24 protein-coding genes are annotated in these 20,710 nt (G+C 74.1%); 7 read left to right on the top strand and 17 right to left on the bottom strand.

Annotated features, from left to right (window positions below):
* Positions 1–50 precede the first annotated feature (50 nt).
* Positions 51–890: a YceI family protein gene (locus tag ACVJO7_RS10125; RefSeq protein ID WP_491672638.1), complete on the top strand. Its 840-nt coding sequence runs from the start codon at positions 51–53 to the stop codon at positions 888–890.
* The gene (locus ACVJO7_RS10130) at positions 853–1,032 is read left to right on the top strand and encodes a hypothetical protein (RefSeq protein WP_491672639.1); all 180 of its coding nucleotides are present in this window, start codon (positions 853–855) and stop codon (positions 1,030–1,032) included. Before ACVJO7_RS10125 ends, ACVJO7_RS10130 begins: the two co-directional genes overlap by 38 nt.
* Before the next feature lie 2 nt (positions 1,033–1,034).
* Here the strand turns inward: ACVJO7_RS10130 and ACVJO7_RS10135 are convergent, their stop codons facing one another.
* From ACVJO7_RS10135 to ACVJO7_RS10210, 16 genes are all read right to left on the bottom strand, one after another.
* Positions 1,035–1,994 (bottom strand): DNA polymerase domain-containing protein, encoded by a 960-nt coding sequence (locus tag ACVJO7_RS10135; RefSeq protein ID WP_491672640.1) that lies wholly within the window; start codon positions 1,992–1,994, stop codon positions 1,035–1,037.
* A 14-nt stretch (positions 1,995–2,008) separates the two neighbouring features.
* On the bottom strand, positions 2,009–2,983 hold the full coding sequence (locus ACVJO7_RS10140) for a glycine betaine ABC transporter substrate-binding protein (RefSeq protein WP_491672708.1): 975 nt from the start codon (positions 2,981–2,983) through the stop codon (positions 2,009–2,011).
* A 188-nt stretch (positions 2,984–3,171) separates the two neighbouring features.
* Positions 3,172–4,104 carry a glycine betaine ABC transporter substrate-binding protein gene (locus ACVJO7_RS10145; protein WP_344019081.1) on the bottom strand — a complete coding sequence of 311 codons (933 nt, stop codon included), beginning with the start codon at positions 4,102–4,104 and terminating at the stop codon, positions 3,172–3,174.
* Between the two features lie 105 nt (positions 4,105–4,209).
* Positions 4,210–5,004, bottom strand: a complete 795-nt coding sequence (locus ACVJO7_RS10150) for an ABC transporter permease (RefSeq protein ID WP_344019083.1) — start codon at positions 5,002–5,004, stop codon at positions 4,210–4,212.
* Complete coding sequence (locus ACVJO7_RS10155) at positions 5,001–6,053, bottom strand: ABC transporter ATP-binding protein (protein WP_344019085.1); 1,053 nt, start codon at positions 6,051–6,053, stop codon at positions 5,001–5,003. Before ACVJO7_RS10155 ends, ACVJO7_RS10150 begins: the two co-directional genes overlap by 4 nt.
* A 13-nt stretch (positions 6,054–6,066) precedes the next feature.
* Positions 6,067–6,750 (bottom strand): ABC transporter permease, encoded by a 684-nt coding sequence (locus ACVJO7_RS10160; protein WP_491672641.1) that lies wholly within the window; start codon positions 6,748–6,750, stop codon positions 6,067–6,069.
* Between the two features lie 400 nt (positions 6,751–7,150).
* Entirely contained in the window at positions 7,151–8,719 is a 1,569-nt protein-coding gene (locus ACVJO7_RS10165; RefSeq protein WP_491672642.1) for an alpha/beta hydrolase, read from the bottom strand.
* Positions 8,720–8,837: 118 nt separating this feature from the next.
* Positions 8,838–9,590, bottom strand: a complete 753-nt coding sequence (locus ACVJO7_RS10170) for an SDR family NAD(P)-dependent oxidoreductase (RefSeq protein WP_491672643.1) — start codon at positions 9,588–9,590, stop codon at positions 8,838–8,840.
* Positions 9,591–9,660: 70 nt separating this feature from the next.
* Positions 9,661–10,410: an Asp23/Gls24 family envelope stress response protein gene (locus tag ACVJO7_RS10175; RefSeq protein ID WP_344019093.1), complete on the bottom strand. Its 750-nt coding sequence runs from the start codon at positions 10,408–10,410 to the stop codon at positions 9,661–9,663.
* On the bottom strand, positions 10,410–10,964 hold the full coding sequence (locus ACVJO7_RS10180) for a DUF6286 domain-containing protein (RefSeq protein WP_344019095.1): 555 nt from the start codon (positions 10,962–10,964) through the stop codon (positions 10,410–10,412). The genes ACVJO7_RS10175 and ACVJO7_RS10180 overlap by 1 nt, the downstream gene beginning before the upstream one ends.
* Positions 10,965–11,001: 37 nt before the next feature.
* On the bottom strand, positions 11,002–11,376 hold the full coding sequence (locus tag ACVJO7_RS10185; protein WP_358481725.1) for an Asp23/Gls24 family envelope stress response protein: 375 nt from the start codon (positions 11,374–11,376) through the stop codon (positions 11,002–11,004).
* 7 nt (positions 11,377–11,383) lie between these two features.
* Positions 11,384–11,563, bottom strand: a complete 180-nt coding sequence (locus ACVJO7_RS10190; RefSeq protein ID WP_344019100.1) for a hypothetical protein — start codon at positions 11,561–11,563, stop codon at positions 11,384–11,386.
* Positions 11,564–11,618: 55 nt separating this feature from the next.
* Complete coding sequence (locus ACVJO7_RS10195; protein ID WP_491672644.1) at positions 11,619–11,957, bottom strand: hypothetical protein; 339 nt, start codon at positions 11,955–11,957, stop codon at positions 11,619–11,621.
* A 20-nt stretch (positions 11,958–11,977) separates the two neighbouring features.
* Positions 11,978–12,397, bottom strand: a complete 420-nt coding sequence (locus ACVJO7_RS10200) for a hypothetical protein (RefSeq protein ID WP_491672645.1) — start codon at positions 12,395–12,397, stop codon at positions 11,978–11,980.
* Positions 12,398–12,402: 5 nt separating this feature from the next.
* Entirely contained in the window at positions 12,403–12,882 is a 480-nt protein-coding gene (locus ACVJO7_RS10205; protein WP_344019106.1) for an Asp23/Gls24 family envelope stress response protein, read from the bottom strand.
* 101 nt (positions 12,883–12,983) lie between these two features.
* Positions 12,984–13,670, bottom strand: coding sequence for a dihydrofolate reductase family protein (locus tag ACVJO7_RS10210; protein WP_344019109.1), 687 nt, complete (start codon positions 13,668–13,670; stop codon positions 12,984–12,986).
* Positions 13,671–13,871: 201 nt separating this feature from the next.
* On the opposite strand from ACVJO7_RS10210, the gene ACVJO7_RS10215 reads away from it, so the two are divergent.
* The 5 genes from ACVJO7_RS10215 (at position 13,872) to ACVJO7_RS10235 (ending at position 19,558) form a co-directional block, all read left to right on the top strand.
* Positions 13,872–14,867, top strand: a complete 996-nt coding sequence (locus tag ACVJO7_RS10215; RefSeq protein ID WP_491672646.1) for a FecCD family ABC transporter permease — start codon at positions 13,872–13,874, stop codon at positions 14,865–14,867.
* Positions 14,864–15,961: a FecCD family ABC transporter permease gene (locus ACVJO7_RS10220; protein WP_491672647.1), complete on the top strand. Its 1,098-nt coding sequence runs from the start codon at positions 14,864–14,866 to the stop codon at positions 15,959–15,961. The genes ACVJO7_RS10215 and ACVJO7_RS10220 overlap by 4 nt, the downstream gene beginning before the upstream one ends.
* Positions 15,958–16,830, top strand: a complete 873-nt coding sequence (locus ACVJO7_RS10225; protein ID WP_491672648.1) for an ABC transporter ATP-binding protein — start codon at positions 15,958–15,960, stop codon at positions 16,828–16,830. Before ACVJO7_RS10220 ends, ACVJO7_RS10225 begins: the two co-directional genes overlap by 4 nt.
* 75 nt (positions 16,831–16,905) lie before the next feature.
* Entirely contained in the window at positions 16,906–18,300 is a 1,395-nt protein-coding gene (locus ACVJO7_RS10230) for a GntP family permease (protein WP_491672649.1), read from the top strand.
* Between the two features lie 88 nt (positions 18,301–18,388).
* Positions 18,389–19,558 (top strand): trans-sulfuration enzyme family protein, encoded by a 1,170-nt coding sequence (locus ACVJO7_RS10235; protein WP_491672650.1) that lies wholly within the window; start codon positions 18,389–18,391, stop codon positions 19,556–19,558.
* Here ACVJO7_RS10235 and ACVJO7_RS10240 read toward each other — a convergent pair.
* Entirely contained in the window at positions 19,548–20,693 is a 1,146-nt protein-coding gene (locus tag ACVJO7_RS10240) for an acyl-CoA dehydrogenase family protein (RefSeq protein ID WP_491672709.1), read from the bottom strand. The genes ACVJO7_RS10235 and ACVJO7_RS10240 overlap by 11 nt on opposite strands.
* Between the last annotated feature and the right edge of the window lie 17 nt (positions 20,694–20,710).

Here is a 20,710-nt window from a genome sequence, read left to right on the forward strand (position 1 = left end):
CCCGGCCGCGGGTCGATCCGTCCGACCGGACCGACGGAAAGGAACGACACATGCTGAGCCACATCCGGCGGCACTGGATCCGGTGGAGCATCGGCGGGGTCCTGCTCGCCGTCCTCGCGGTGACCGCCGTCCCGTACGTCTACACCACCTACGTCGCCGAGGCCGCCCCGGCCGGGCCGGCCACCGAGCGCCTGCAGCCGGACACCGACGGGCCCGAGGCCCCGCTCGACGGCAGCTGGCGCGCCGCGGACGGATCCGAGGCCGAGTACCGGATCGACGAGATCCTGTTCGGCCAGGAGGTCACCGCGGTCGGCCGGACCGGCGAGGTCGACGGGGAGATCGAGATCTCCGGCACCGCGGTGCGGACCGGCCGGGTCGAGGTGGACATGGCCTCGGTCGCCACCGACAACCCGCGCCGGGACCGCCAGTTCCGGGACGACCTGATGGACGTGGCGGGCAACCCGACGGCCACGTTCGCGCTGACCGGGCCGGTGGAGCTGCCCGGCAGCCCCGCCGTCGGGTCCGAGATCACCGTCCCGGCGCGCGGCGAGCTGACCCTGCGTGGGGTGACCAGACCGGTCACCGTCGATCTGACCGTCGGCCGGGGGGGGGGGGGCCTCCGAGCTCACCGTCTCCGGCGAGGTCCCGGTCGCGCCGGCCGACCACGGGATCCCCCGCCCGTCGGTTGGCGGGATCTCGGTCGCCGACCGGGCCACCGTGGGGTTCGCGCTGCGGTTCGAGCCCGCCTGAACGGCGCAGGACCGTCGAGATGTGGCTCAGCGCGCCGTGGAGATCGACGATTCGCGCTGAGCCGCATCTCGGCGTGCGCGCGCGGTGGCAGAATCACCGCTCGTGTACGCGTTCCTGGACGACGGCCCCTACGCCGGTGAGCTCGTGCGCATCGACCCTTTGCCCTCGGGCCGCCCGCCCCGGACGATCGAGCTGACCGACCCGGGCGGCGAGCCGGCCGACTACGACCTGATCGGCCCGCACCACGACCCGGACCGGTGGATCTACCGGCGGGCGCGATGAGCTCAGCCCTGTTCCCTGGCCCGCTTGCGGCGCTTCCCCTCGTGCATGGCCTGCACCCGGGGCACCGGGATGGCCCGGCCCTCGTCGAGCAGGACCTCGGGCAGCGGCGCGGGCGCCGGGCGCAGTGTCCGCCAGGGATCGGTGTCGCCGAGCAGCCCGGCGGCGGTGCGCACGGTGACGTCGGCGGGGGAGACGTCGTCCAGGGCGTCCCAGGGCACCGGGAAGGAGACCGGGAGCCCGGGCCGGGCGCGCGGGCTGTGGACGGCGACCAGGGTCGCCCAGCCGGCCCGGGTCGGGTCCAGGAACACCCGGCCGCCGCGGTCGTCCCGGATGAACGCGGTCGTCGCGACGTCCGGCCCGAGCGTGGCGGCCCGGGCGCACAGCGCGCGGGTCGCGGCGAACGCGTCGTCGACGCCGAGCGGTGCCGACAGCGGCACGACCAGGTGCAGTCCCTTCGCCCCGCTGGTCTTGACGACGGCGTCGAGCCCGAGCTCGTGCAGTGCCGCCCGGACCAGCCGGGCGGCGGCGGCGACCGCGGCGAACGCGCCGTCCGACGGCGGATCGAGGTCGATCACGAGCTCGTCGGCGCCGGTCGCGCCGGTGCGCAGCAGGGTCGGGTGGAACTCGATCGCCCGCTGGTTGCCGAACCACAGCAGGGTCCGGCGGTCGGCGCACACCGGGTAGTGCACGGTGCGCTGTGAGCTCTCCGCCCACACCGGCAGCGTCGGGATCCAGTCCGGCGCCCCGCGCGGGAGGTTCTTCTGCATGAACGGCCGCTGCCCGGGCCGGGCCCGGACCACCGACAGCGGGCGGTCGGCGAGCGCGGGCAGCATCCGGTCCGCGACCGCGTCGAGATGGTCGAGCAGCTCCCGCTTGGTGACGCCGGCGCCGTCGAACACCGGATCGTCCAGGCTGGTCAGCTCGACCCCGTCGCGGACCTCCTGCACCTGCCGGCGGGCCATCGCGGGATCCTCCCTCAGCCGATGAAGCCGCGCTCGGCGAGCCAGTCCCTGGCGACCTCGCGGGCGTCCCGCCCGTCGGCCGAGACCTGGCCGTTGAGCTCCTGGACGGTCCGCTGGTCCAGCGCCGCGGCGATCGGCGCGAACACCTCGGCCACCTGGGGCGCGCGGTCGAACACGTCCTGTCGGATCGTGGGGACCGCGCTGTAGGTGATGTGGTAGCCGCGGTCGTCCTCCAGCACGGTGAGCCCGAGGCCGGGGATGCGGCCGTCGGTGGCGGCGACCTCGCCGAACAGGCACACCTCGTCGGCGGTCGACTGGAAGATCAGGCCCTGCTCCAGGACGGAGATCCGCTCCCGGGGGACCTCGACGTCGTAGGCCTGCTGCAGGCCGCGCAGCCCGTCGGCCCGGGAGTGGTACTCGGTCTCCACGCAGACCGTGCCGGGCTGGCCGGACCGGACGTAGGCCGCCATGTCGCTGATCGTGCGCAGGCCGAGCCGGGTGGCCTCGGCGCCGTCGACGACGAACGCGTAGGTGTTGTCGAAACCGGCCCGGTCCAGCCAGACCACGCCGTTCTCCGCCAGGTCGCGGGTGCGCAGCTCGCGCAGGACCTCGTCGTCGGGCAGCTTGCGGGTCTCCTGCAGGAACGACGCCCACGCGGTGCCGGTGTACTCCCAGTACAGCGAGATGTCGCCGGAGAGCAGCGCCTGCCGGGTCACGTCGGAACCGCCGACGTTGCAGCGGTCGGTCACGGTCGCGCCGACCGACTCCAGCGCGGCGACGGAGATCTGGCAGAGCACGATCTGCTCGTCGAAGTTCTTCGAGCCGACGACGTAGGTCTGGCCGGTCAGATCGACGGCCTCGGCGAGCGAGCCGGAGGCCGCCCGCGGACCGCTGCCGGCCAGTCCCGCGCATCCGCCCGCCACGAGGGCGACGACGGACAGCATCGCGCCGAGCATCGCGGCCCGCCGGGGGGATCGGTCCGGATGCATCCTCACGCGGCGTCGTCCCAGGTCGCAGGTATGTTGCGGGTCAGCCGATCACGGAACGCCCCGCCGTGCAACACCGCCGCGCCACCGGTTCCGGCACCGGCCGGACGCAAACCCGGCGAACAGGACGCGGCCCCGCACACCACCCGCGGACGGGGATGTGCGGGGCCGCGTTCGGGCCGGTGGACCGGTCAGCCGGTGAAGCCCTCCTCGGTCAGCCAGGTGCGTGCCACCTCGCGGGCGTCACGACCCTCGGACGAGACCTCGCCGTTGAGCCGCAGCATGGTCTCGTAGTCCAGCGCGGTCGAGATCGGCGCCATCACCTGACGGATCGCCTCGTTCTGGGTGTAGGTCTCCTCGCGGACGATCGGCGCCGCGTTGTAGGTGACGTGGTATCGCTCGTTGTCCTCGAGCACGGTCAGGCCGAGGCCCGGGATCCGGCCGTCGGTGGTGAACACCAGGCCGAAGGTGCAGTCGCCGTTCTGGGTGGCCTGGTAGATGGCGCCGGTGGCGAGCACCTGCAGCCGGTCGGCGGGCACCTGGAAGTCGTAGGCCTGCTGCAGCCCGCGCAGACCGTCGTCACGCGAGTTGTACTCGGTCTCGACGCACACCGTGCCGGGCTTGCCCTCCCGGATGTAGGCGGCCATGTCGGAGAGCGTGACCAGGTTCTCCTCGCGGGCCCGGTCGCCGTTGACGGCGAAGGCGTAGGTGTTGTTGAAGTCCGCCTTGTCCAGCCAGACGAGCTGGTTCTCCTGCAGGTCGCGCTCGGCGACCAGGCGGTAGAGCTCGTTGTCGTCCGGGATGCGCTCGGTCTCCTGGAAGAACGACGCCCACGCGGTGCCGGTGTAGTCCCAGTAGATGTTGATGTCACCGGAGAGCAGCGCCTGCCGCGCGACGTCGGTGCCGCCGAGGTTGCAGCGCGGGGTGACGTTGCCGCCCACCGACTCCAGGGCGGCGACCGTGATCTCGCAGAGCACCAGCTGCTCGTCGAAGTTCTTGCCGCCGACGATGTAGTCGACGCCCTCGAGGTTGCCGGCGTCGGCGAGCGAGCCGCCGGAGGCCGAGGGGCCGCTGGCGTCGAGGCCGCCACAGCCGGCGAGCGCCACCGCGGTGACGGCCGCCATGGCCGTCCACGCGATGCGCCGGGATCGTCGTCCGAATCTCAAGGTGTCCTCCAGGAAGTGCGGTACTGCGAACGGCACGGAACGTCGGGGGCGATCAAGGGGGGCTCAGCCGGCGGAGCGGCCGACCAGGTACTCGGCCAGTCCGGCCAGCCAGTCGACGATCAGGGCGAGCGCGGCCACGATCGCGGCCGCGATCAGGGTCCCGGTGGGCCGGCCGAGCTCGAGCATGCCCTTGATCGGCTCGCCGAGACCGCCGGCGCCGATGAAGGTGGCCAGCGCCGCGGTGCCGACGTTGAGCACCAGCGCGACCCGGACACCGGCCACCATCACCGGCGTGGCCAGCGGCAGCTCGACCCGGAGCAGGGTCTGCCGGGCGGACATCCCGATCCCGCGGGCCGCCTCGATCAGCGCCCGGTCGACCTGCTGCAGCCCGACGACGGTGTTGGTCAGCACCGGCAGCAGCGCCGCCAGCGCGAGCGCGACGACGGCGGTGGTCAGGCCGAGCCCGAGCGGGGAGAACGCGAGCAGCACGATCACACCGAAGGCGGGCAGCGCCTGCATGAAGCCGGTGAAGGCGAGCACCGGCCGCTGGATCCGGCGGGCGGCCGGGCGGCTGATCGCGATCCCGGCCGGGATCGCGATCACGATCACGACCAGGGTGGACAGCCCGGTGAGGACCAGGTGCTCCCAGAGCCGGGTGCCCAGCGCCTGCGGGTTGATCACCGAGCGCTCGACCTCGTCGAGGCCGGTCGCCGCCGCGTAGCCGAAGACCAGGGCCAGGCCGAACACCGCGATCAGCGGGTTGACGATCAGCGTCTTGTCGAGCCTGCGGCGTTCCCGGCGGGGGACGTCCTCCGCCTCGACGGAGCCGGTGGCGACCTCGGGGGCCGGGGCGCTCACGACGCCGCCTTCGTCTTGAGGCCCTCGACGAGGTCGCGCCACCACAGCGCGCCCTGCAGCTTCTGCTGGTCGTCGACGACGGCGACCAGCTCGGTCTGCGAGTCCAGCATCACGTCGACGGCGTCGTAGACGGTGCCCGAGTGCGGCACCGTGACCAGCTGCGGGAGCACCTCGGTGCCGGGGAGGTAGGCCCAGCGGACCGGGCGGCCCTCGGCGTCGGCCTCGTAGGTGGGCGAGCCGTTCCGCTCGGCGGTCCCGTCGAGCCCGACGGTCTGCAGCTCCAGCCGGGACAGCTCGAGCAGCGACAGCCGGCGCACCGCGGCGCCCGATCCGACGAACTCGGCGACGAACTCGTTGGCCGGGTGGGTGAGGATCATGTCCGGGGTGTCGTACTGCTGGAGCGTCCCGCCGGGGCCGAAGACGGCGATCCGGTCGCCCAGCTTGACCGCCTCGGTGAGGTCGTGGGTGACGAAGCAGATCGTCTTGGCGATCTGCTGCTGCAGCTCGAGGAACTCGTCCTGGATGCGCTCGCGGGTGATCGGGTCGATCGCGCCGAAGGGCTCGTCCATCAGCATCACCGAGGGATCGGCGGCGAGGCCGCGGGCGACCCCGACCCGTTGCTGCTGGCCGCCGGAGAGCTGGCGCGGGTACCGGTCCCGGTAGTCCTTGGGCTCCATGCCGACCAGGTGCAGCAGCTCGTCCACCCGGGCCGAGATCCGGTTCTTGTCCCAGCCGAGGATCCGCGGCACGACGGCGATGTTGTCGCCGATGGTGAAGTGCGGGAACAGCCCGACCTGCTGGATGACGTAGCCGATCCGGCGGCGCAGCTCGTCGGCGTTGACCTTGGTGACGTCGTCGCCGTCGAGCATGATCCGGCCGGTGGAGGGCTCGATCAGCCGGTTCATCATCTTGAGCGTGGTCGTCTTGCCGCAGCCGGACGGGCCGATGAACATCGAGATGGTGCCCTCGGGCACCTCCAGGTTGAGCTCCTGGACCGCGGGTGCGGTGGCCTTCGGGTAGGTCTTGCTGATGCCTTCGAGGGCGATCATGGTTTTGCCGGAATCAGACACGGATCCCCCTCGGGGTGGTGAAGCGCTGCACGAACCAGAACACGAGCTCGTAGGCGGCAGCCACGACGAGGCAGCCGAGCGTGGCCGCCAGAACCTGGTTGAACGAGTTGACCGATCCGAGCCGCTGCAGGCCCAGCAGGAGCGACGAGCCGAAGCCCGGGCCGTTGATGGCCCCCGCGACGACGGCGATGCCGATGATGATGAGCACGGCCACCCGGATCCCGGACAGGATCACCGGCCAGGCCAGCGGGAGCTGGATGGTCAGCATCCGGCGGACCGGGCCCATCCCCATCCCGCGGGCGGACTCGAGCACCGCGTCGTCGACCGAGGAGAGGCCGGCGACCACGTTGCGCAGGATCGGGTAGGTCGCGTAGATCGTCAGCGCGACCAGCGACGGCGTCGCGCCCAGGCCCAGGATCGGCTGCAGCATGCCGAACAGGGCCAGCGACGGAATGGTGAGTGCCGCCGAGCTGGCGATCAGCAATCCCTCCCGGGTGCCCATCCGCACCGGCTTGCTCCACGAGTCCGGGGTGAGCCGGTTCGTGTGCAGGAGGGTCCCGGCCGCGAGCGAGATGAGGGCGGCGATTCCGACTGCAATGCCGACCAGCAGAAAGTGCTGCTGGCCGTAGAACACCAACTGGTTCAGCTGTGTCGCGACATAGGTGAAGAAATCCACCGTGCTCCTTCCGCCCGGATCCCGTGCCCGCCGAGCGGCTCAGGCTGATCGGTCCTTCTGCGCCACTCGGCGACTGGTGCCACCGGCGTTACACCCTCCCGAACGACGTGCCGGCCTTCGGCCGCGCGCCCCCCGGCGATCCGGTACGACCTGCGGTGACCCTGTCGCCGAGCGGAGCCTAGCGGGACGGGCACGGCCGGGGTAAGTCGAACGGTCCGTTCCGTGACGGCGTGGTGGCGGTTTGGAAAAACGATTCCCCGAACGGTTTCTGCAGGTCGCGCCGCGCGCGGAGGTGGCTCGCGCAACCGGCGCGGAAACAGCCGGATACGGAATCGTGACCTTCGGTGTCGGTTCGGTCGCACCCGGTGGTGACTCCGTGTACACCGTCGGCCGCAAGCGGTTACGGCGGACAGACGACGGGCTCGGCCGGTGCCCGCCCGTCGACGAGTGCCCGATCGACCACGGCGGTCACGCACGGGGTGCGCCCGTAGGCGCCGGTCCCGGCACCCTGCCAGCGGACCACCCGGCCGTCGCCGAGCTGCTCGGCAGTGCGTTCGGCGCCGCTCTGCGCGGACCGCGGGTCGTGCGCGGTCCCGAGCACCAGCACCGGCGGCGGCGCGCCGCCCTGCGGCGCGGACGGCGGCACCGGGCCGCCGGAGGGCCACGGCCCGCAGGACACCAGCTGCTGTGCCGCGGCGCTGCCGAACAGCGGGAAGCGCTCCGACCAGTCCCCGGCCAGGTCGGCCGCCTCGCCGGGGGTGATCCGGACCCGGCTGTCGTTGCACCGGGTCGCCAGCGCCGCGTCGAACCGGCCCTGCGGCCCGCCCAGCGGCGCCAGCAGCCGGACCAGCCCGGCCGCGTCGCCGCCGTCCGCGGCGGCCAGTGCGGCCTGCAGCTCCGGCCAGCGCGCCGGCTGGGCCAGCACCGACCGGACGGCCCGGACAATGGCCCCGGCGGTGACCGCGTCGCCGTCGCCGACCGGGAGCGCGGTGCGCCCCAGCCGGTCCAGCAGCCCGGTCACGGTGGCCCGCGGGTCCGGCCCGAGCGGGCAGTCCGGGCCCGCCGCGCAGGCGGTGGCGAAGGCGTCGAACGCGGCCTCGGCGGCGGCGGTGGCCGCCTCGGTGCGCGCCGGGTCGTCGAGGGTGGGATCGCCGGGGCCGTCCAGCACGACCCGGCCGACCGCGCCGGGATGCCGGGCGACCCAGCCGGCGGCCGCGTCCGCGCCGTCGCCGATGCCGAGCAGGTTCAGCCGGGCCGGGCCGAGCGCGCTGCGCAGCGACTCCAGGTCGTCGGCGGTGGAGGTGGCCCGGTAGCTGGTCAGCGTGCCGGAGAGCAGCAGGTAGCAGTCCTGCACGATCGACCGGGACCGGTCGAGCAACGCCGACATCGCCGGCTCGTCCCAGCGGTCCGGTGCGGCGTCGAGCAGCGCGGCACGGGCGTCGATCGGCGCGCAGTCGAGCAGGTCCTCGCCCGCGCCGCGGCGGTCCATGCCGACCACCTGGTAGGCCGCCAGCACCTCGGCGGGCATCCGGGCGGCGACCGCCGCGGCGGCCCGCGCCGAGCCGTCGGTCCCGGTGTCGCCGAGCACCACGAGTGCGGGCAGGTCGGCCGGCGCGTCCGGCGTGGTGACCCTGGTCAGGCCGAGCCGGGCCGGGCCCAGATCGGGCCGGCTCCGGTCGGCGGGCACGGTGAGCCGGCCGCAGCCGACCGCCAGCTCCCGGTCCGGCGGCACCGGCGTCCCGGCGGCGGCGAGGCCGGCCAGCACGTCGGCGGTGCAGTCGGTGAACGCCGGTCCGCCGCGGACCTCCTCGATCTCGGGCAGCGCGTCCGGATCGGCCGCGGGCCCGGCGGCGGTGGGCGGGGGAGCGGCGGGCAGCAGCTCGCCGCGCACCGCGACCGGCGGCCGCTGCGACGGCCCGACCGCGCAGCCGGCGAGCAGCGCCCCGCACAGGGTCAGGACCAGCAGCACCACCGGCACCCCGACGGGGGTGCCTCCGCACCGCTGCCGCACCGTGATCCCCCGCTCGTCGTCCCGCCGGTGCACCAGTGTGCCCGCGGCCCGGTGAGGACCGGGTGAGACCGGCGGATCAGCGCGCGGTCCAGCCGCCGTCCTGGGTGAGCGAGCCACCGGTGATCGACGCCGAGGCCGGGCCCCACAGCACGGCGGCCAGCTCGGCGGTCTCGGCGGGCTCGATCAGCCGCTTCACCGCGACCGGGGTGAGCATGATCTTCTCGATCACCTCGTCCTCGGAGATGCCGTGGGTGCGGGCCTGGTCGGTGATCTGCGCCTCGACCAGCGGGGTCCGCACGTAGGCCGGGTTGATGCAGTTGCTGGTGACGCCGTGCTCGGCGCCCTCCAGCGCGGTCACCTTGGACAGCCCCTCCAGACCGTGCTTGGCCGACACGTAGGCCGACTTGTACGGCGAGGCGCGCAGCCCGTGCGCACTGGAGATGTTCACGACCCGGCCCCAGCCCCGGGCGTACATGTGCGGCAGCGACCGGCGGATCAGCCGGAACGGCGACTCGAGCATCAGCCGCAGGATCGCCGAGAAGATCTCCGGATCGAACTCCTCGAGCCGGGAGACGTGCTGGCGGCCGGCGTTGTTGACCAGCACGTCGACGTCGGCCGGGAGCTCCTCGACCGCGTCGAGATCGGACAGGTCGCAGGTCAGCGGCGTGATCAGGGGGATGTCGGCGGCCAGCGCGGCGATCCGGTCCGGATCGCGGTCCACCGCGTACACCGACGCGCCGTCGGCCACCAGCCTGCGGGCCACGGCGGCCCCGATCCCGCTCCCGGCGCCGGTGACGAGAGCCTTCTTGCCGTCCAGCAGAGCACCCATGCCGCCGACCGTACGGCGCCCGGCGCACCGGTCCGCCATGAGGCGGATCACACCGGCGCGACGGGGTGTCTCAAGCGACCCGCGGGCCCCGGTCCCGGGGGCCGGAGTCGAGCTCCAGGCGGACCGCCACCGGCAGGTCCGGGAAGCCGAGCGAGTCGCGCACCTGCGGGAGCACCTCGCTGTCGAGCCGGCGGCAGATCTCGGCGACGCCGGTGTCGGCGACGTCCTCCTCCACCCACACGGTGGCCCGCACCGCGGGCGCCGACGCCCGGCCGACCATCCGGGCGCGGGCCCGGGTGACGCCGGGCAGCGCGGCGGCGCCCTCGGCGAGCGCGTCCGCGGCGGCGGCCGAGTCGATCCGGATCTCGGAGCCGGATCCGGCGTCCAGCACCAGGTCGGGCCGCGGCTCCGGGCGCAGCCCGCGGGCCGCCCAGAGCAGGCCGAGCACGAACAGCACGATCCCGGCGACGATCGCGGTCACCCGGGCCGCCGTGCCGTGCGCGACGAGGAACTCGCTGATCAGCGGATCGAGCAGCGGGCGCTGCGGGCGGTTCTGCCCGAACACGCCGGTCACCAGCAGCACGGTGAGCACGCCGGCGGCCAGCAGCACGACGCCGAGCAGGGTCAGCCCCCAGCGGGCGCCGCCGGCCGAGCGGTACTGCGCCCGCCGGGCCGCCCTGGCCGCCCGGCGCGGGTCGGCGGGGGCGACGGTGCGGCCGCCGTCCGAGGGCTGCGGGCCACCGGAGTCGGGGCGACCGGCGTCGGTGCGGCCGTCGTCGGTGCCGCCGGCCGGGGCGGCCGGGGTGGTGTCGGTCGTCATCAGTGCACTCCCGAGCGGGTCGAGCCCGGCGTCTCGGCGGTGGCGCGCACCGTGAGCCGGGGACGGCGGGTGAGCGGCAGCGCGTCGAGCACGCCGGAGGCGGCGGTGCGGGCCTCGTCGCGCAGCGCGCCGGTCTCGCCGCGCCCGCGGGCCCGGACGACGACCGAGCGGGCCGACGCGGTGACCGAGGCGGCGGTGACCGGGTCCAGTGCGCGGACCCGGCTGCCGACCAGGCGGGCCAGCACCCGCGGCGCGGTCGCGACGGTCAGGCCCGGCGACGGCGAGTCGAGCGCGACGTCGTGCCGGCGGGCCAGCAACCCGATGACCAGCAGCAGCACGCCGGCGACGATCGCGGCGACCGCGATCCACAGCACCGGCTGCGCGGTCCAGAGGGTGTTCTCGGCGGTGCCGCGCCAGTCCCGCCACGGGACGAGCAGGCCGGAGCCGGTCCCGGGGCTCACCCAGGCCGCCACGACCTCGGTGACGACCAGCGCGCCGAGCCCGGCGAGCGCCAGGCTGACCAGGGGCGCGAGCACGCGGAGCAGGACACGCACGGTGTGCCACCTGCCTTTCTGGGTCGGGGAGGGCGGGTCAGCGGACCCGGGTGGTCTCGGGCCCGGCGGCCCGGTCGGCCTGCAGCGCGTCCACCTCGACGGTGAACCCGCGCAGCCGGCGTCCGGTCATCCGGCGCAGGTCGGCGGCGACCCGCTCGCGCACCTCGGCGACGGCCGCCCGGACCGGGCCGGGGTAGACCAGCGTCAGCCGCAGCCGGACGTCGATCTCCTCGGCGGAGCGGGTGGTGATCCGGGCGCTCGGCCCGGACTCGCCCATCCCCAGCCCGGCCACGGTGCGGGCGCGGTGCCGGGTCGCCGGTGCGGTGTCGGCGGCGTACTCGACGATCTTCTTCAGGACCGCCGGGTCGATGTCGAGCGAGCCGCGGTCGTCCGGCTCGGGCAGCTCGGTCACGGTGCGGTCACCGGTCGCGGCCGCGGCCGAACACGCCGCTGATGTCGAGCTCGCCGTCGAGCACGCGCCCGGCCAGCAGGCCGATGACGCCGAGCACGAGGGTGATGACGAAGGCCAGGAATCCGGCGGTGGAGCCGGCGACGCCGAGCAGGAGACCTGCCAGCAGGCCGGTCTGGGTGGCGTTCATGTCGTTTCCTCCGAGACGGGCACCCGTGCCGTGTGACCGGCGCCGGTGCCGGGGTTCAGGGCTCGCTTCGGTCGGTCCGGCCGGGCCGGTCGACCCGGGGATGTGTGCGGCGGCGCACGGTGCGGATCAGCGCGACCAGCACCCGGGTCGGCAGCGGCAGGTCGGGGACGATCTCGATCGGCGCGTCGTAGCGCCGGTCGTCGTACCGGTCGTGGGACCGGGTCCCGGCGCCCGCGTCCGGATCGTGCCCGGCGGCCAGTGCCCGGTACCGGGCCAGGCCGGCCCGGAACACCTCGGGATCGCCGCCGCGGTCGGGATGGTGGGTGCGGACGAACGACCGGTACGCCGCGCGCTGCTCGGGCGTGAGCCCGGCCCGGCCGTCCCGAGCGTCCATCCGTACCTCCGTGCCGCGGGTCATCGGGCGCCTGCCGGGTCCCCGGCACCGCCGGCACCGGGGCCGATCGGGCCCAGCGGGACGACGTCGGACACCGTGACGTCGACCGGCGTCGCACCGACCAGCGGCGTGACGGTCCGGCGCAGTGCTGCGACGGTATCCGGGATCGGTCGGTCGAGGTGCAGCACCACGCCGATCTCCACCGGCTCGCCCGGTCCGCCGACGTGCACCCCGACCAGTCGCCGGCCCGGCAGCCAGGTCGCGACGGCGCCGAAGATCCCGCCGTCCAGCCGGACGACCGAGGGATGCGCGGCGACCGCCTCGGCGACCAGCTCGGCCAGCGCGGCCGGTTCCGGGTCGGCAGCGGGCCCGGCCGCACCGGCGGCCGGGGCCGGACGGCCGGTGACCACGGCCGCGGGGGAGGCGGGGGACTCGGGCACCGTCGTCACTCCACGACGCGGCCGGTCGGCGCGGGCGCGCGGTCGGCGGGGGCGTCGGCGTCGTCGTCACCGGCGAGGTGGATGTCGTTCACCGAGATGTTGACCTCGATGACCTCCAGCCCGGTCATCCGCTCGACGGCGCCGATCACGTTGCGGCGCACCGCCTTCGACAGCTCGGAGATGGCGACGCCGTACTCCACGACGAGATCGAGGTCGACCGCCGCCTGCTTCTCGCCGACCTCGACGGCGACCCCGGCGACGTTCGACGCGCCGGTGGCGCTGCCGCCCGGGATGCGCTCGCGCAGGGCGCCGAACGCGCGGGACGCGCCGCTGCCCATCGAGTGCACGCCGGCGACCTCGCGGGCGGCGATCCCGGCGATCTTCTGCACGACCGACGCGGCGATCGAGGTCTTGCCCTGGGTGGTGTCGTCGCCGATCTTCGCCGGGCTCGCGCCGGAGGTGGTGGCGGGGCTGCTGGAGGTCATCGTGGTGCTCCTCTCGCGGCGGCCCCGGGCGTGGCCCGGGCCGCCGGCTCGTCCTGCGGTCCCTCGTGTGATGCCCAACGCGCGGCGGGCCTCACGGGACTTCACTCGTTCGGCGGACGTGTGGCCCTCCGGTAGTGCAGCAGCAGGGTCCCGTCGGGCGCGGCGAGCTGCCCGACCAGCTCCATCCGGCGCAGCGGGACGGCGTCCGGGCCACCGGCGATCCGGCCGGCCGGGCCGCCGGCGAGCACCGGCACCAGGGTGAGCCGCAGCTCGTCGATCGCGTCCGCGGCGACCAGCGCGCCGAGCAGCGTGGGGCCGCCCTCGCACAGCACCTCGCGCAGGCCGCGCCTGCCCAGCTCGGCCAGCAGCGTGCCGGGCGCGAGATCGGCCAGCGCGACCACCTCGGCACCGGCCGCGGCCAGGGCGGCCCGCCGGGCCGCGGGCGCGGCGGCGGTGGTGAGCACGATCGGCGCCGTGGTGGTGTCGGTGAACAGCGGCGCCGCCGGATCGAGCGCGGCCGACCCGGTGACCACGGCGACCGGCGGGGGCGGCCCGGGATCGGCGCCGTCCGGGCCGGGCCGGCGCGGACGCACGCCCCGGTAGTTCTCGTCCCGCGCGGTGCCCGCGCCGACCAGCACGACGTCGGCGGCCCGGCGCACCGAGCGGAACAGCTCGCGATCGGCCGGGGTGCTCAGCCCCTGCGAACCGCGCCCGCCCGCGGCGACCGCGCCGTCCAGCGAGGTGACCATGATCGCGGTGACCCGTCGGCCGTTCCGGTGTCGCTGCACGTCGTGAGCATGCCGGGTGCCCGCGGCGTGATCAGGACGTGGCCCACGGGGTGTTCTGTCGTAGGTCAGGCTCACTTATGGTGAGCGGAGCCGCGCCAGACGGGTGCGCACCGCAACCACGCGCAGGGAGACCGCAGCCAGGTGAACGCGATCCGCGTCCGATCCCGTCCGACGGGGCCTCCGGCGCCACCGAAGCGCTCGTTGCGGCGCAGACGGCTGATCGGCCTCGCCGGCCTGACGGCGGCGGTGCTGGCCGCCGTGCTGGCCAGCATCGCGATCGGCACCAAGGTCATCCCGCTGAACGAGGTGGTCTCGGCGCTGGTCGCCCCCACCGGCACCGAGAACGACGTGGTGGTGCGCGCGCTGCGGATCCCGCGGACCGCGCTCGGGGTGCTGGTCGGGATGGCGCTCGGCCTGGCCGGTGCGCTGGTGCAGGGCTTCACCCGCAACCCGCTCGGCGATCCCGGCCTGCTCGGGGTGAACGCCGGTGCCGCGTTCTTCGTGGTGGTCGGCATCTACGTCTTCGGCGTCACCTCGCTGTTCGGCTACGTCTGGTTCGCCTTCGCCGGGGCGCTGGTCGCCAGCGTGGTGGTGTTCGTGATCGGCACCCGGGCGCCCGGCGGGGCCACCCCGGTCACCCTCGCCCTCTCCGGGGCCGCGGTGACCTTCCTGCTCAGCGCGCTGACGTCGTCGATCGTGCTGCTCGACGAGACCAGCCTGGACGCCTACCGGTTCTGGAGCGTCGGTTCGCTGGCCGGGCGGGACGCGGCCGTCGGCGGCCAGGTGGTGTGGTTCATCGTCGCCGGCGCGATCCTGGCGCTGGCCAGCGCGCCCGCGCTGAACGCGCTCTCGCTGGGCGACGACGTGGCCACCTCGCTGGGGCACTCGGTGCGCCGGACCCGGATCGTCGGCGTCGTCGCGATCACCCTGCTCGCCGGCGCCGCCACCGCGGCCTGCGGGCCGATCGTGTTCCTCGGCCTGATCGTGCCGCACGTGGTGCGCGCCTTCACCGGCCCCGACCACCGCTGGCTGCTGCCCGCGTCCGCGCTGGCCGGTGCGGTGCTGCTGCTGCTCGCCGATGTCGTCGGCCGGGTCGTCGCCCGGCCCGGTGAGCTGCAGGTCGGCATCGTGGTCGCGCTGATCGGCGGGCCGTTCTTCATCGCGCTGGTGCGCCGCCGGAAGCTGGGGGCGGTGTGAGCGTCACGACCGGGTCCCGCCCGGCCCCGCCCGCGGTGCCCGGCCGGCGGCCGATCCGCTACGGCCGGTTCTCCGGCGTGCTGCGGGTCCGCCCGCTCGTCGTGCTGCTGGTGTGCGCGGTGGTGCTGCTGCTCGCGGCCGCGGCGAACATGGGCCGCGGCGACTACCCGATCGCGATCACCGACGTGCTGGCCACCCTGTTCGGCGGCGGCGACGCCGGCCAGCAGCTGGTGGTGCTGGAGCTGCGGCTGCCGCGCACCCTGGTCGGTGCGCTGGTCGGTGGCGCACTCGCGGTGTCCGGCGCGATCCTGCAGTCGATCGCCCGCAACCCGCTGGCCAGCCCGGACATCATCGGCGTGCAGTGGGGGGCCAGCGCGGCCGCGGTGTTCGTGATCGTGCTGGGCGGTGGCGCGGTCGGCGTCGGCGGGATGTTCGCCTCGCTCGGCATCCCGCTGGCCGCGCTGGCCGGCGGGCTGACCAGCTCGCTGGTCGTCTACGTGCTGGCCTGGCGGCGCGGCATCCAGGGCTTCCGGCTGGTGCTGATCGGGATCGGCATCCAGGCCGTGCTGGTCGCCGCGGTGCAGTGGCTGCTCACCGTTGCCCAGATCTACCAGGCCGCGCAGGCCCAGGTCTGGCTCAACGGCAGCCTGAACGCCCGCAGCTGGAACGAGGTGGTGCCGCTGTCGATCGCGATGGCGGTGCTCGTCCCGGCCGCGCTGATCCTGGCGCACCTGCTCGGCGGCCTGCGGTTCGACGACGACACCGCCCGCGGCCTGGGCATCCGGGTCAACGGCGCGCGCACCGGGCTGCTGCTCGTCTCGGTCGGGCTCGCGTCGGTGGCGACCGCGGCCGCCGGGCCGATCGCCTTCGTCGCGCTGGTCTGCCCGCAGATCGCCCGGCGGATCTGCCGGGTCGGGAGCCCGCCGATCGCGGTGTCGATGATGCTCGGCGCCGCGCTCACCGTGCTCGCCGACCTGATCGCCCGCACCGCGCTCGGCTCGATCGAGCTCCCGGTCGGCATCGTGACCGCGGTGCTCGGCGCGCCCTACCTGCTGTACCTGCTCGCCCGCTCCCGTCAGGAGGCCCGCGCATGACCGCGCATCTCGAGGCTCGGACCACCACCGGGGGCGACCCGGTCGATCCCGACGTCGTGCGGCTGCGGGCCGAGGGCGTGGAGCTCGGCTACGGCGACCGCACGATCGTCGAGAACCTCGATCTGGACGTGCTGCCCGGCCGGGTCACGACCGTGATCGGCCCGAACGGCTGCGGGAAGTCCACCGTGCTGCGCGCGCTGGGCAGGCTGCTGCCGACCCGGTCTGGGCAGGTGCTGCTGGACGGCAGGCGGATCGACCGGACCCCCACCAAGGAGGTCGCCCGGGTGCTCGGCGTGCTTCCGCAGTCGCCGCTGGCACCGGAGGGGCTGACCGTCGGCGACCTGGTGGCGCGCGGGCGGCACCCGCACCAGGCCTGGTACCGCCAGTGGTCCGGCGACGACGAGCGCGCCGTCGCGGACTCGCTGGCCTGGACCGGCCTGTCCGATCTCGCCGACCGGCCGGTGGAGGAGCTCTCCGGCGGCCAGCGACAGCGGGCCTGGATCTCGATGGCGCTGGCCCAGGAGACCGACCTGCTGCTGCTCGACGAGCCGACCACCTTCCTCGACCTGGCGCACCAGGTCGACGTGCTGGAGCTGGTCCGCAGGCTGCAGTTGGAAGCGGGCCGCACCGTCGTCATGGTGCTGCACGACCTGAACCTGGCCGCCCGCTACGCCGACCGGCTGATCGCGATGAAGGACGGCCGGATCGTCGCCACCGGCACCCCGGCCGAGGTGGTCACCGAGGAGCTGCTCGCCGAGGTGTTCGGCCTGCGCGCCCGGGTGCTGCCGGACCCGGTCACCGGGACGCCGCTGGTGGTGCCGGACGCCGGCCCGTCGCTGCACGCACCGGGCCCGGTGGCGCAGGGCTGAGGACCACCCCTGCCGTCACCGCGATGATCAAGCAGGTGGACACTGCTCCCGACCGGACCGGGTGAAGGGGCACACGTGGACGAATGGGAACAGACACTGGGTGCGGGGCCGCTGCTCGGCATAGCCGCCGTGGCGATCGCGCTGATCCTGGTGTTGATCATCCAGTTCCGGGTGCACGCCTTCCTCACGCTGGTACTCGTGTCGCTGCTGACCGTGCTGGCCACCGGCGTACCGCTGGGTGAGGTCGTCGACGTCCTGATCGACGGGTTCGGCGGCACGCTCGGCACCGTCGCGCTGCTGATCACGCTCGGGGCGATGCTCGGGAAGCTCATCGAGCACTCCGGCGGGGCGAGGGTGCTGGCCGACTCGTTGGTCGGGCTGGCCGGGGAGAAGCGGGCGGTGCTCGGGCTGAGCCTGGCGTCGCTGATCATGGGTTTCCCGATCTTCTTCGACGCCGGCCTCGTGCTGATGCTGCCGATCATCTTCGCGGTCGCCCGGCGGGTCGACGAGGGCCGCAACGTGCTGCTCTACGGCCTCCCCGCCGCCGCCGCGTTCTCGGTGATGCACGTCTTCCTGCCGCCACACCCCGGCCCGGTCGCGGCGACCGACCAGTTCGACGCGAACCTCGGGCTGGTGCTGCTGATCGGGATGGTCGTGGTGCTGCCGATCTGGTGGCTCTCCGGCTACCTGTGGGGCACCTGGATCGGTCGCCGCATCGAGCACCCGGTACCCGCGCTGTTCGGCACCATCGACGAGGACCAGCCTGCCGACCCGCCGCGACTGGGCACCGTGTTCGGCCTGCTCGCCCTGCCGGTGGTGCTGATCCTGGGCAACACCGGGCTGGATGCGCTGGCCCAGGTCGGGGTGGTCGACGCGGACGCGGGCTGGGTGCAGTTCCTCGGCATCATCGGCTCGTCCGGCGTCGCACTGCTGATCAGTGTGTTCGTGGCGATGGTGGTGCTCGGGCGCCGCCGGGGAGCCGACGGCACCGCGCTGGAGAAGCTGCTCGACTCGGCGCTCGGGCCGATCGCGTCGGTCGTCCTCATCACCGGGGCCGGAGGCATGTTCGGCGGCGTCCTGCGGGCGTCGGGGATCGGTGACGCGCTGGCCGGGGCACTCGAGAGCATCGGGCTCCCGGTGTTCGTCGCGGCCTACGTCATCGCGGTGCTGCTGAGGGTCGCGCAGGGCTCCGCGACGGTGGCGCTGGTCACCTCCGCCGGGCTGGTCGCGCCGGCCGTGCTGGCCGGCGGCTTGAACTCCGTCGAGGTCGCCTGCATCGTGCTCGCCACCGCGGCCGGTTCGGTGTTCGCCAGCCACGTCAACGACTCCGGGTTCTGGCTGGTCGGGCGGCTGATGGGGCTCGACGTGGCGACCACCTTGAAGACCTGGACGGTGCAGCAGACGATCCAGTCGGTGGTCGGTTTCGTCGCCGTGCTGCCGATCTTCCTTCTGGCGGGTGCCTTCGGCTGATCCGCGGTCGGGCAGGATCGGGCGGGTGAACCCGCACGACCCTGCCGACCGTCCTGCCGACCGTCCGCCGTACCTTGCGACCCGCGCCGTGCACGCCGGGAACGACGTCGATCCCGGCACCGGTGCGATCCGCCGGCCGATCGTCGCGGCCAACTCCTACGCGCTGCCCGACGACCCGTCCGAGCTGGACTGGTCGGGCACCGGCACCCGGCTCTACACCCGCAACGGCGGGGCGAACCAGGCGTGGCTGGAGGACAAGCTGGCCGCCCTGGAGGACCCGTCCGGGGTGTCGCCGGGCGGCTGCGCGGCGGTCGCGCTTGCCTCCGGCGTGGCGGCGCTGCACGCGGTGCTGTTCACCTTCCTGCGCACCGGCGACCACGTGGTGAGCTCCGACGTCACCTATGTCGCCACCCACCGGCTGCTCACCGAGCTGCTGCCGGACCGCTACGGCATCACCGCCACGCTGGTCGACTCGTCGGACCCGGAGGCGGTGCGGGCAGCGATCCGGCCGGAGACCCGGCTGGTGCACGTCGAGACCCCGGCCAACCCGACGACCCGGATCACCGACGTCGACGCGGTCGCCACCGTCGCGCACGAGCACGGCGCGCTGCTCGCCGTGGACGCCACGTTCGCCACCCCGGTGCTGCAGCGGCCGCTGGAACGCGGCGCCGATCTCGTCGTGCACTCGCTCACCAAGTACGTCAACGGCCACGGCGACGCGATGGGCGGGGCGGTGCTCGGCCGGCGCGAGCTGGTCGACCGGATCCGGGCCGACGCGATGGTCGACGCCGGCGGGGTGATCAGCCCGTTCAACGCCTGGCTGATCATGCGCGGCTCGGTGACGCTACCGATGCGGATGCGCGCGCACTGCGACGCCGCGCTGCAGGTCGCCCGGTTCCTCGACGGCCGCCCGGAGATCGCCTGGGTGGCCTATCCCGGGCTGTCGTCGCACCCGCAGCACGAACTCGCCGCCCGCACCCTGGACGGCGGCTTCGGCGGGATGCTCGCCTTCGCCCTGGACGGGCCGCCGGAGCTGCAGAACCGGTTCGTCGCGAACCTGCGGATCATCACCTCCGCGGTGTCGCTCGGCCACGACGAGTCGCTGATCGTGCACGTCGGCGCCGGGTCCGAGGGCCGCGCCGCGCACTTCCCGCCCGAGTTCCGCCGCTACGGCCACCTGCGCTTCTCGGTCGGCCTGGAGGACCCGCGCGACCTGGTCGCCGACCTGGACCAGGCGCTGGCCGCGCTCAGCCGATGAGCGACCGGCCCACGATCTCCTTCATGATCTCGTTCGTGCCGCCGTAGATCGCCTGCACCCGGGAGTCGACGAACGCGCGGGCGATCGGGTACTCGAGCATGTAGCCGTAGCCGCCGTGCAGCTGCACGCAGCGGTCGACCACCCGGTTCTGCAGGTCCGAGCACCACCACTTGGCCTTCGCCGCGTCCGGCACGGACAGCTCGGAGGTGACGTGCTCGCGCAGGCAGCGGTCCACGAACACCCGCGCGATCGACACCTCGGTGTCCATCTCCGCCAGCTCGAAGCGGGTGTTCTGGAAGTTCGCCACCGGACGCCCGAACGCCTTGCGCTCCTTGGTGTACTCCAGCGTGAGCCGCAGCGCGGCCTCGGCGCCGGCCACCGAGGCGACGGCGATCGACAGTCGTTCCTGGGCGAGGTTCTGCATCAGGTACACGAAGCCCTGGCCGGCCTCGCCGAGCCGGTTCGCGTCCGGCACCCGGACGTCGGTGAAGCTCAGCTCCGCGGTGTCCTGGGCCTTCATGCCGACCTTCTTGAGCCGCCGTCCGCGCTCGAAGCCGGGCATCCCGCGCTCCACGACGAACAGCGTGAAGCCCAGGTGCTTCGCGTCCGGGTCGGTCTTCGCGACGACGATCACCAGGTCGGCGAGGATGCCGTTGGTGATGAAGGTCTTGGAGCCGTTGAGGATCCAGTCCCCGTCGGCGTCCTGCTTCGCGGAGGTGGCGATGCCCTGCAGGTCGGAGCCGGTACCCGGCTCGGTCATCGCGATCGCGGTGATCAGCTCGCCGGAGCAGAACCCGGGCAGCCAGCGCTGCTTCTGCTCGTCGGTGCACAGCCGCAGCAGGTAGGGCGCGACGACGTCGTTGTGCAGCGGGTAGCCGACCCCGCTGGTGCCGGCGGCGACGATCTCCTCGTCCAGCACGGCGTTGTAGCGGAAGTCGTCGACCCCGCCGCCGCCGTACTCCTCCGGGACGGCCATACCGAGCAGCCCGGCGGCACCGGCCGCGGTCCAGATCGACCGGTCGACCTGACCCTCGTCCTCCCACCGCTCGTGGTGCGGGGTGATCTCCTTCGCGATGAAGGTGCGACACAGGTCGCGGAACGCGTCGTGTTCGTCGTCGAAGATCTCGCGCTGCATGGCGGTGAGTGTCACAT

Source organism: Pseudonocardia sp. DxW, assembly GCF_058448985.1.